Source organism: Photobacterium minamisatsumaniensis (assembly GCF_050336695.1).
Classification (GTDB): domain Bacteria; phylum Pseudomonadota; class Gammaproteobacteria; order Enterobacterales; family Vibrionaceae; genus Photobacterium; species Photobacterium minamisatsumaniensis.
The window spans coordinates 52,644-61,831 of the sequence record NZ_JAKJSI010000046.1 but is presented as its reverse complement, the minus strand read 5'-3'; the positions used below and the strand labels follow the sequence as shown (position 1 = coordinate 61,831).

The 9,188-nt window shown below is 40.6% G+C and carries 11 protein-coding genes; 8 read left to right on the top strand and 3 right to left on the bottom strand.

Annotated features, from left to right (window positions below; translation table 11 throughout):
- The first annotated feature begins 207 nt into the window (after positions 1–207).
- Positions 208–516, top strand: a complete 309-nt coding sequence (locus L4D78_RS22665; RefSeq protein ID WP_428469027.1) for a hypothetical protein — start codon at positions 208–210, stop codon at positions 514–516.
- A gap of 433 nt (positions 517–949) precedes the next feature.
- Complete coding sequence (gene lpdA, locus L4D78_RS22660; protein ID WP_428469026.1) at positions 950–2,359, top strand: dihydrolipoyl dehydrogenase; 1,410 nt, start codon at positions 950–952, stop codon at positions 2,357–2,359.
- Between the two features lie 64 nt (positions 2,360–2,423).
- Here lpdA and L4D78_RS22655 read toward each other — a convergent pair whose 3' ends face one another.
- Both L4D78_RS22655 and L4D78_RS22650 read right to left on the bottom strand, forming a co-directional pair.
- Positions 2,424–2,738 carry a hypothetical protein gene (locus tag L4D78_RS22655; RefSeq protein ID WP_428469025.1) on the bottom strand — a complete coding sequence of 105 codons (315 nt, stop codon included), beginning with the start codon at positions 2,736–2,738 and terminating at the stop codon, positions 2,424–2,426.
- A gap of 109 nt (positions 2,739–2,847) precedes the next feature.
- Entirely contained in the window at positions 2,848–3,219 is a 372-nt protein-coding gene (locus L4D78_RS22650) for a c-type cytochrome (RefSeq protein ID WP_428469024.1), read from the bottom strand.
- A 136-nt stretch (positions 3,220–3,355) separates the two neighbouring features.
- On the opposite strand from L4D78_RS22650, the gene L4D78_RS22645 reads away from it, so the two are divergent.
- From L4D78_RS22645 to trpS, 4 genes are all read left to right on the top strand, one after another.
- A complete protein-coding gene (locus L4D78_RS22645; protein ID WP_428469023.1) occupies positions 3,356–4,201 on the top strand; it encodes an MBL fold metallo-hydrolase in 846 nt (281 codons plus the stop codon).
- An 84-nt stretch (positions 4,202–4,285) separates the two neighbouring features.
- Positions 4,286–4,642, top strand: coding sequence for a zinc ribbon domain-containing protein YjdM (locus L4D78_RS22640; protein ID WP_428469022.1), 357 nt, complete (start codon positions 4,286–4,288; stop codon positions 4,640–4,642).
- An 8-nt stretch (positions 4,643–4,650) separates the two neighbouring features.
- Positions 4,651–5,064 carry a VOC family protein gene (locus tag L4D78_RS22635; RefSeq protein ID WP_428469021.1) on the top strand — a complete coding sequence of 138 codons (414 nt, stop codon included), beginning with the start codon at positions 4,651–4,653 and terminating at the stop codon, positions 5,062–5,064.
- A gap of 264 nt (positions 5,065–5,328) precedes the next feature.
- Positions 5,329–6,354, top strand: a complete 1,026-nt coding sequence (trpS, locus tag L4D78_RS22630; RefSeq protein WP_428469020.1) for a tryptophan--tRNA ligase — start codon at positions 5,329–5,331, stop codon at positions 6,352–6,354.
- A 272-nt stretch (positions 6,355–6,626) separates the two neighbouring features.
- On the opposite strand, the gene cspE is transcribed toward trpS, so the two are convergent.
- Positions 6,627–6,839: a transcription antiterminator/RNA stability regulator CspE gene (gene cspE, locus L4D78_RS22625; protein ID WP_428458199.1), complete on the bottom strand. Its 213-nt coding sequence runs from the start codon at positions 6,837–6,839 to the stop codon at positions 6,627–6,629.
- A gap of 484 nt (positions 6,840–7,323) precedes the next feature.
- On the opposite strand from cspE, the gene L4D78_RS22620 reads away from it, so the two are divergent.
- Positions 7,324–7,941 carry a DsbA family protein gene (locus L4D78_RS22620; protein WP_428469019.1) on the top strand — a complete coding sequence of 206 codons (618 nt, stop codon included), beginning with the start codon at positions 7,324–7,326 and terminating at the stop codon, positions 7,939–7,941.
- Positions 7,942–8,220: 279 nt separating this feature from the next.
- Positions 8,221–9,183, top strand: coding sequence for a formate dehydrogenase accessory sulfurtransferase FdhD (gene fdhD / locus L4D78_RS22615; RefSeq protein ID WP_428469018.1), 963 nt, complete (start codon positions 8,221–8,223; stop codon positions 9,181–9,183).
- Positions 9,184–9,188: the final 5 nt, after the last annotated feature.

The window sequence follows — 9,188 nt, the reverse complement described above, 5'->3', positions numbered from 1 at the left end:
AATTGGACATTTTTACTTACATTACAGTAAGTAAAATAAAGTTTTCGGATTGTGAAACCTTATAATTTACGTTAGCTTAGCCTGAAGTTTTGAGCCTGCGGATAAGACTCAAATTAGTTGTAAATAAAACTGATTTCATTGCTTATATTAGTTGGCCGTTCAGTTCGTTATCTAATAGGTGTGAATGATAATTTCACGGGAGAGTCCATGCATATATCAATGTTCATTGAGTTTAATTCATTAATAACAGTAGTGGTCATTTTGGCTTTAACATTTGCTTTGTATATAAGGGAACGCAGTGTTCTAGTTAGGATTATTAAGGCGACAAAAGTGTCACATTACCTATCTTTTATCGTTGCTATGGTTTGGCTTATTTATTGGCTTTCACATATAGAGGAACTCAAGCAAGTTGGTCCTATCTTAGCTTTTGCTTTTCAAGTGATACTTTATTCTTCAATTGTGAGATTCGTAGTGGTTGCTATCAAACAGCTAAAGCCTGAATCCAAAATATCATAAGCGATTCAAGTAAGCTGTCAACGCGAGATACTCTAAATTCAGTTTAGCCTTTTATATTTAGTTTTGATATTTAGTTTTGAAATTTAGCCTCTGCTATTTTGGTAATATGTCAGTAGCGTTGTCAGTTTTTGATTGGGTGTTCTGCTGGGGGGGGAATAGGCTTTACTGTCGTAAAGTTGGCAATCATAGGTCAGTAAAATATAACAAATATTCCGGCCGTAGCATGTCTTCTTTTGCCCGTTGAATGGAAGACAAAACATTGAACTGGTACACATATTGGTAGTGAGCTTTCTAAATAAAGTGAGCCAACATCGGATATTACAAATTTGCGATGTATTTTTGCCTCTGTCTAGGGTAAAGCTGTTAATGAGTGGCACGTTATGCTGCTTATATCTATAAATCACGTGATTAACTAGTTTGAGAGGGAGTTTTGATGGCGGAATCTATCAACGTAGATGTTGTTGTACTCGGTGGTGGACCCGGTGGGTATACTGCGGCTTTTAGAGCGGCAGATCTTGGCTTGTCGGTATGCATAGTAGAAAAGCGTGAAACGTTGGGTGGCGTATGTGTCAATGTGGGCTGCATTCCTTCTAAGACCCTGCTTCATGCAGCGTCGCTTATTGAGCATGCCAAGCATGGGGCGAGCATGGGGATATCCTTTACCAAGCCCAATGTTGATATTGATGCACTGCGAGCCCATAAAGAGGGAACGATCTCTGAGCTGACCAAAGGTATAGCTAACTTATGTAAAGCGAGAAAAGTCGTTCGAATTCAAGGTGAAGGCCAATTCACTGGGGAGAACACGCTTTCAGTTATTGCAGACACAGAGCAAAGCGTTAACTTCAAACATGCCATCATTGCGACGGGCTCTCACTCCGTTAAATTGCCTATGGCGCCAAATGATCCTCGTGTGTGGGATTCGACTGATGCGCTGACTTTACCAAGTATCCCTGAAAAACTGCTAATTATTGGTGGTGGTATCATTGGGTTGGAAATGGCACAGGTGTACTCGGCGCTAGGTTCAGAGATTACGATTGTAGAGGCACAAGACCAAATTATTCCTGCTGCAGATAAAGACGTTGTCCAGCCTCTGGTTAAAGCGACGAAAAAGACTTACCAGCTGCTAACCAAAACCAAAGTGACTGATATGGAAGCAAAGCCTGATGGCATTGTTGTTTCTTTTGACGGTAAAAAAGCCCCAGAGAGCGCCATTTTTGATGCTGTATTAGTTGCTGTTGGCCGTAGGCCAAATACTTCGAGTCTTGGGCTGGAAAGCATCGGTGTTGCGCTTAGTGAGCAAGGACTTATTGAAGTCAACGACAGGATGCAGACGTCGCTGCCACATATCTATGCTATTGGCGATATTGTTAAAGGGCCAATGTTAGCTCATAAGGCGAGCCACGAAGGTAAGGTTGCCGCAGAAGTCATTTCAGGGATGGATGCTATGTTCCACCCAGCGGCGATCCCGTCAGTGGCCTACACCAGTCCAGAAGTGGCTTGGGTAGGTTTGACAGAGAAAGAAGCAAAACTGCAGGGCATTGATTATAGTCTTGGTAAAGTGCCGTGGCTTGTCAGTGGGCGCGCACAAAGTGTTGGTGCCACCAATGGGGTGACTAAAGCGCTATTTGATAAAGAGTCAGGCGTATTGCTGGGGGCTGGTATTTGTGGCGATAACGCGGGTGAACTCATTCACGAAGCTGCTGCAGTCCTCGAACTTGGTGGTAGAGCAAAAGACATCGCGCATACGGTACATGCTCACCCAACGTTGGCTGAAACCTTCGCGTTTGCCGCAGAGTTGGTTGAAGGTTCAATGACCGATATGCTGCCAAGCAGACGTCGCTAGGCACAAACCGCATATTTTTGAGTTTATAGTTCCGAGCTAGGCTAAATACCTAGCTCGTTATACTTTAGCCCTCGCTCACTGATATCTTGGTGCTGATAAAGAAATCTCGGAAGGTATATAGCACAGTACTAAACGCGGCTAAAATCACAAAGTAGCCAATAAAAATCGCCATAGTATGTGATGCAGAATAGTTAGCAGCATTTTTTACAGGAGTGACTTTTTCGTCATCGAACACTTGAACAAAATTCGCAGGGTAGTTTTTGGGTAATGGCTCAATTGAAAGTTTACCAATGGTTAGAATTATAATGACTAACTTACCAACCCTATACGCGAGTTGGTTACCAAAAATAATCAGTATTTGCGCTATTGCTTCTGCCATAATACCACCATCTTGAGTTGTTGAACCCTCGATGATATATGGTTAGCGGTTTGAGTTTTCTGCGGCGGCTCAAATAATCGTGTAACAGAGTATTTGGCGTCGTTTTGAATCAGTTAATGCTTTCGATGTAACCGAAAATATCATTGATATCTTTTTCTGAAAGTATGCCCTTAAATGCTGGCATCAAGCCATTTTGGCCATTATCACCACTTAGAACAGAACTGATTAGCTCACTTTTGAAGCCGAAAGGATTGGTAAGTTCTTCATAGATATTATCTGGACTAACTGCTAGGTTATTGGCCATAACACCATTACCAAGCCCTTTATTACCGTGGCAAACAGCACAGTTGTTTGCAAAATGTGCTTTGCCATTGGCTAAGTTTGGTTCACCAAACTGACTGTTAGTATACGTTTTCAGCCCAAAGAATCCGCTTGCAGAAATAATGATAATGCCAATAGAGTATGCTGCGATAGTTTTCATATAACCTCCAAAACTTTAATCATTTGTTTATAAGGTATGTAGTGTGAATAAAAAGTGAAAAGAAACGGATAATTGGATTAGGCATGCCTAACAAGGCAATAAATGCAGAGCAGACTGTCAATATCATAAGGTGATCATGAAACTTACAGCTTTAGTTGATAACACTCGACTAGATAACAGGCCTGACCTAGCGGTTGAAAGGGGGTTGTCTCTTCATGTGAAGACAATGGGTAAACAGGTATTGTTTGATGCGGGTAATGGTAGAGCATTTTGTGATAATGCTGCTTTGCTGAATATTGACATTCAAGACGTTGATGCTGCGGTTATCTCTCATCGACATCATGATCATTGTAATGGTGTTAGTTACTTTTTCGATAGTAACTCTAAAGCTCCGGTGTATTTTCGAGAGTGTAGAGAAACTGACTATTGTTTCAGAGCGTTTGGTTTTAAGAGCAATGTTGGCCTCGATAAGAACTTATTAAGCAAAGCACAGGGACGAATAACTTTCGTCAATGAAACAACAGAGATACTTCCTAATATTTTTGTTGTTACAAACATAAGCAATAGGTATCAAAGGCCGCCAGGGAATAAATACTTATTCACTAATTCGGGGCAGGGCTATAAGCCAGATAAATTCGACCATGAACTACTTCTTATTATCAAAGAAACCGATGGACTGATAATATTTACTGGTTGTGCTCATAGCGGTGTTCTAAATATGGTTGAAACGGCTGTAGAACTTTTCCCGAAGACAAGGATTAAGGCTGTTGTTGGAGGTTTCCATTTGGTTGGCTTACCAATGTTTAATGGTATTGGTGGAACTAGAGAAGAGGTTGAGGCGATAGGACGAGTGCTACAGAACTATCCAATAGATAAACTTTATACTGGCCATTGCACCGGTAAAAAAGCATATGGGATACTCAAAGATGTACTTGGTGACCATCTCGAGCATCTTCCTACAGGGCGAAGTGTAATCATTTAGTTTCAATGCACTAACAATGCGCTCGCCAACTTAGAAAAGACCCATTACTATATGCGTCAGACTAACTTAAAGAAGTAATAATCGATGTCCTTACCTCCTTGCTTAAACTGTAAATCTGAATTTGTTTACCAAGATCAAAATAATCTAATCTGCCCAGAGTGCGGTCACGAATGGAATCCGTTGGAAGAAGCTGAGAACCAATTTACGGTAAAAGACATCAATGGAAAACTGTTGGAGCAGGGTGATAAAGTCACATTAGTAAAAGATCTGAAAGTTAAAGGTAGCTCCCTTAACCTAAAAATTGGTACAAAAGCAGTAATTAAGCGCATTATTGAAGGCAAGGATCATCAATTAGACTGTAAAGTGGATGGTGCAGGTGAAATATTGGTGACAGCCAAGTACGTAAAGAAAGCATCGCTTGTTGAAATTAAGAAACGGTAGCGCTAACTATGACTAATCCTATTCAGCAGCAAATCGGTAACATTGCTTTGGTTGTCGAAAATTACGATGATGCCATTGCATTTTATACCCAGAAACTACAATTCAAGCTCATTGAAGACACAGATCTTGGTGGTGGGAAACGTTGGGTACAAGTATCTCCACCTAATTCAAATGGTACAAATTTACTACTGGCTCAGGCAAGCAACGATGAGCAGCTAAAATCAGTTGGTAATCAAACTGGTGGGCGTGTGTTCTTATTTCTACAAACTAATGACTTTTGGCGTGACTACAATCACATGAAAGCGAATGATGTGGTATTCAACGAAGAACCACGAGTAGAAGCCTATGGAACTGTAGTGGTATTTCAAGACTTATACGGTAATAAGTGGGATTTGTTGCAACTTAATCATTCGGCTAAGTAGTTAGTTTGAAACTTAACCATAAAGCTAACGCATACTCTCGGTGGTTTTGTGTTTATATGAATAAGATAAACGCAGCTTGAATCGTTGTTTGGAGAGTGGTAGGTTTAATACATGCAAATAAATCAAACGTTTAATTTAATCTCAGTTTCATGGTGGCGCTCTATTTCATAGAGCGGCGCTGAATCACATTTATTCAAAGCCGTCGGAAGACTGCTTATGAATAACGCATTTTATGTCTCCGATGGTACAGTTAGGAGTCATATTATGCATAATCAAAGACATACCACTAAAAAAGAAAAAGTATTAACCGGTGACCGAGCAACAGGGCAGTTGCATCTTGGGCACTTTGTTGGCTCTCTTCAGCAAAGAGTAGTGTTACAGAACGACTATGAACAAACTATCTTGGTTGCCGATTTACAAGGTTTAACTGATAACGGTCATAATCCACATAAAGTATCTTCAAATATTTTGAATGTTGTTGCTGATTATTTAGCCGTTGGCATTGATCCTCGAAAAACAACCATTTGTTTGCAGTCCGCAATTCCCGCCTTATCTGAATTGACAATGTATTACTCAAATTTAGTGTCTGTTGCTAGATTACAGAGAAACCCAACCGTTAAAAATGAAATCGCAGGTAAGTCATTTGGAGGCTCAATTCCAACGGGGTTCTTAACGTATCCGATTAGCCAAGCCGCTGATATTACAGCATTCCGAGCCACAATCATCCCCGTTGGAGATGATCAATTACCGATGATTGAGCAAACAAACGAAATCGTGAGAAAGCTAAATAATATCGCTCAAGAAGATATTTTAGTTGAATGTCGACCGTTATTAAGCAAAGTTCCTCGCTTACCAAGTCCGGATGGCAAAAGTAAAATGTCTAAATCAATGGGGAACTGTATCCTTCTGAGCTCTAGCGAGAAGGATATATCAACGGCGGTCAAATCAATGTATACCGATCCTAATCACTTAGCAGTTGAAGACCCAGGACAAATTGAGGGGAATATTGTTTTCACATATCTAGACGCATTTCATCCTGATTCTGATTATGTTGAAGAGCTAAAGGCGAGGTATCAAAAAGGAGGTTTGGGCGATGGAACAACCAAAAAAATTCTTGAGGAATGTTTGCAGGAGCTTTTAAAGCCAATTAGAGAGCGTAGAGAAACATTCATTTCAGATAAAGCACAATTAATTGGAATTCTTCGAGCTGGTAGCGAAAAGTCACAAGATGAATCAAATCAGGTGCTTGGCAGCGTTAAACGAGCGTTCGGCCTTAACTTGTTTCAGTAGCCAATATTCAGTAGCCAAATAAAGGCTAGGGTATAACAAACGACTGTGGCGTTAATGGCCTCGGTATTTAACGATAACGGGGTTGGCATTACGTATGATATGGGTTCAGTAAATTTATTGAGCCCAACTATTTATAAATAAAACGGCGACGACAGCTTATAGTGATTGCTCAACAGGAAGCATTTACTTTGAAGAGGCTACTTTGGATAAAACGATAGGCATAAAAAATGCCGGCCTTAGCCAGCATTTTCTTTAGAAGATAAAACTTCTAATTATAAAGCAACAACGTTAGCTGCTTGTGGGCCTTTTTGGCCTTGCTCTAGGTCGAAAGAAACTTTCTGACCTTCAGCTAGAGTTTTGAAGCCTTCAGATGCGATTGCACGGAAGTGAACAAATACGTCAGCGCCGCCGTTATCTTGAGTGATAAAACCGAAACCTTTCTCTTCGTTGAACCACTTTACGATACCAGTGCTTGAGTTAGACATGTTATGTCCCTTATAAATTCATTAATTAAAAAATCGCTAAAATGCAAGCTGCTAAGCAGTTGAATTATCGAATGTTACGCTAAATATAAGGGAAACACTGAGATACAAAAACGATAACGTGGATGTAACCATAAGTTTAACTTGTACTTTATGTTGCATTTAATAACTCTCTGAACAACAGAGCGAGAGAGATAATAACAGCTATATCGTATTTGTATAGTTTAATTTTCAAATTGAACGTGAATTCTGCCACAGTCAGTTCAAGTTGTTGGTATTACAACCGTTTTGGGTTTAGATGATGAAAAACCAAGCTGCCTGGGCAGCTATTATAAGACGCTTTTTTGCTTAAACTTTGGTCTCTAAGTACAGCGTTGTTCGGTATTGAATAGCATTGGTGTTAGGCTGATATCCTCTGAGTCCTGCACCTTGAAGTCACTTGGGTATGTTTGGTAGTTTGGATGAAAATTATTCACGGATTTGAAATATGTCAGCTGCAAAAATAAAACTCTACTATGTATACGATCCAATGTGTTCTTGGTGCTGGGGTTATAAACCGACTTGGGACAAAATAAGAGAGGCGTTGTCTGATCACGTCGAGGTCGTATACGTGCTGGGTGGGTTAGCGCCTGATTCTGATACACCTATGCCAGAAGCTATGCAGGTACAAATAGCGTCTTACTGGAAGAAAATTGAACAGTACCTTGGCACTCCGTTTAATCATGACTTTTGGACTAAAAATACACCACGTCGCTCAACGTATCCATCGTGTCGTGCCATTATCGCGGCACGCTCTCAAGGCGCGGAGTTAATAATGCTAGAGGCAATACAAAAAGCCTATTACCTAGAAGCTAAAAACCCCAGCCATGATGCTATCTTGATTAGCTTAGCGGAAGATCTTGGATTAGATAGTGCCATGTTCAAGGCTGAATTTTTATCTAATCGCACACAGGACTTGTTACTTGAGGAGTTAGCATTCGCACGGTCGATTGGCGGTAATAGCTTCCCTTCTCTAATTGTTGAAAAAGGTCATCGCTATATAGAGGTTCCAATCAACTACGAAAGTGCCGATGCGACTCTCGCTCAACTTAATACTTACCTTTGATAATTTTTAATCTAATTGTCGATAGATAGTTGACTGAAATTTAGCGTTAAACGCCTAGTGTCTTTCAGGCGTTTTTACCTCTCTCACACGCTTTTATCTCCCTCCTTTGAACTCATTGTATTATGGCATACCAAAAGTGTGACCCATGATGCGAAGTCTAGAACAAATAGAAATCACGCTAGATGTTGCAAAATTGTTTTGTTAATGTGTAGTAAATAATGCCAATTGAGAGGGCCAACCTCTTTAATTATAAATACCAGTGCGGAGTGGTGTGGCCATATGCCAAGCAGGGAAAGTGATCAGGATGATACAGGAATCCGGTATAATCAGGCTATACGGCCTCATCATGAAGAATTTAATCATCTAGCGTCAATTAAAATTTATGAGCATGCTAGCAGTGTTATGGCTTGTTCAAGGCAGCAAGTACAAGGTCGAGATGTTACTTTGTCTATCGACTCTGTCATTATTGAAGAGCCGCTACAAATTAGCCTGATATACACTGATTTAGATGGTATACCAAAAGAGCGTGTATATCTTGTCACGATGAGAACGCCTGGTGATGATCAGCACCTAGTTATTGGCTTGTTATTATCAGAGGGGATCATTCAGCATGCTACAGATGTGGTAGGGATAAATGATCAGCTAGACGACGATGAGATTCAGCCGAATGAAATCACTGTTCGTCTTGATGCAGGAATAAGAATTGATTGGTCAAGTATTAGCCGTGAAACAACCTCGTTCTCAAGCTGTGGTGTGTGCGGTAAGTCATCCATGCAATCGCTTGAGCTTCGCAATATCCCATCATTAGATGAACAGCCACATTGGTTATCTGTACAAGCAATTACATCGCTATCCAAAGCACTACGTTCTCAGCAACACCTTTTTAGTATTACGGGTGGAGTACATGGTTGTGGGCTATTCAATCAAAACGGGGAACTACTTGAAAGTAGTGAGGATATAGGTCGTCATAATGCGCTTGATAAGCTATTAGGTAAACGTTCAAAGCGACCTGAACTTTGCCAGAATGGAAAAGTCATTATGCTGAGTAGCCGTATAAGTTTTGAATTGGTGCAGAAGGTACTTGTTGCTGGTGTACCTGTATTGGTTGCGGTGGGTGCACCTTCAAGCCTAGCACTGAATCTCGCCAAACGGTTTAACCTTACCTTGATTGGCTTCAGCCAACACGGCCGATTTAATGTATACCACGGTGCGTTTCGATTACGCCTGCAAAAAATAAAATGAACAAC

Bases quoted from the DNA above. Each gene is read 5' to 3' on its own strand.
- L4D78_RS22665 (WP_428469027.1), top strand. From the start codon at position 208: ATGCATATATCAATGTTCATTGAGTTTAATTCATTAATAACAGTAGTG.
- lpdA (WP_428469026.1), top strand. From the start codon at position 950: ATGGCGGAATCTATCAACGTAGATGTTGTTGTACTCGGTGGTGGACCC.
- L4D78_RS22655 (WP_428469025.1), bottom strand. From the start codon at position 2,738: ATGGCAGAAGCAATAGCGCAAATACTGATTATTTTTGGTAACCAACTC.
- L4D78_RS22650 (WP_428469024.1), bottom strand. From the start codon at position 3,219: ATGAAAACTATCGCAGCATACTCTATTGGCATTATCATTATTTCTGCA.
- L4D78_RS22645 (WP_428469023.1), top strand. From the start codon at position 3,356: ATGAAACTTACAGCTTTAGTTGATAACACTCGACTAGATAACAGGCCT.
- L4D78_RS22640 (WP_428469022.1), top strand. From the start codon at position 4,286: ATGTCCTTACCTCCTTGCTTAAACTGTAAATCTGAATTTGTTTACCAA.
- L4D78_RS22635 (WP_428469021.1), top strand. From the start codon at position 4,651: ATGACTAATCCTATTCAGCAGCAAATCGGTAACATTGCTTTGGTTGTC.
- trpS (WP_428469020.1), top strand. From the start codon at position 5,329: ATGCATAATCAAAGACATACCACTAAAAAAGAAAAAGTATTAACCGGT.
- cspE (WP_428458199.1), bottom strand. From the start codon at position 6,839: ATGTCTAACTCAAGCACTGGTATCGTAAAGTGGTTCAACGAAGAGAAA.
- L4D78_RS22620 (WP_428469019.1), top strand. From the start codon at position 7,324: ATGTCAGCTGCAAAAATAAAACTCTACTATGTATACGATCCAATGTGT.
- fdhD (WP_428469018.1), top strand. From the start codon at position 8,221: ATGCCAAGCAGGGAAAGTGATCAGGATGATACAGGAATCCGGTATAAT.